Below are 689 nucleotides of genomic sequence, written 5' to 3'. Positions count from 1 at the left end.
CATCCGTTGAGGCAACTATTCGAGAAGTATTTAAGCGCTGTTATAAACTTGATATTGACAAGCCAAGTAAAAAAGCTATTAGAACTAGAATAAAAAGAATTAGTGAAAAAGCCTTATTGCGAGGCAGAGGCTATCGTGAGAAAGCCAAAAACAAATTTACTCCTAAAGCTGGCAAATTTCCTGATGCTGACTATCCGCTAAGTGTTATTCAGATTGACCACACACCCGTAGATATTATCTTAGTAGATGATAGGTATAGAAAGCCTATCGGTAGACCGTTTATTACTCTTGCCATTGATGTTTATAGTCGTATGGTAACTGGGTACTACATCTCACTCGATGCACCTTCTGTTACTTCTGTAGGTATGTGCCTATCTCGAAGTATTTTACCAAAAACAGATATCTTATTAGAATTTGGATTAACGAATGCAACTTGGGACGTATTTGGTTTTCCAAGAAAAATCCATGTTGATAATGGTTCTGATTTCAGAGCTGAGAGCTTGCGCAAATCATGTGCTTTTCACGGTATAGATATAGAATTTAGACCTGTAGCTAGACCCGAGTTTGGAGGCCATATTGAAAGATTGATTGGCAATCTGATGGAAAAAATACATGGGTTGCCGGGGACTACCTTTTCAAACGTCAATCAAAAAGATGATTATGACTCTGAAAAAAACGCCTCACTTACT

Annotated in this window: 1 pseudogene; it reads left to right on the top strand. The window is 37.7% G+C overall.

The features are described 5' to 3' along the window. Positions 1–689, top strand: a pseudogene (locus BTV99_RS12530) (DDE-type integrase/transposase/recombinase); the annotation flags it as partial.

The sequence above is a fragment of the Psychrobacter sp. Rd 27.2 genome, assembly GCF_001921755.1.
Classification (GTDB): Bacteria; Pseudomonadota; Gammaproteobacteria; order Pseudomonadales; family Moraxellaceae; genus Psychrobacter; species Psychrobacter celer.
Note: the sequence above shows the minus strand (reverse complement) of the source record. Positions and strands in the feature narration are given on the sequence as shown.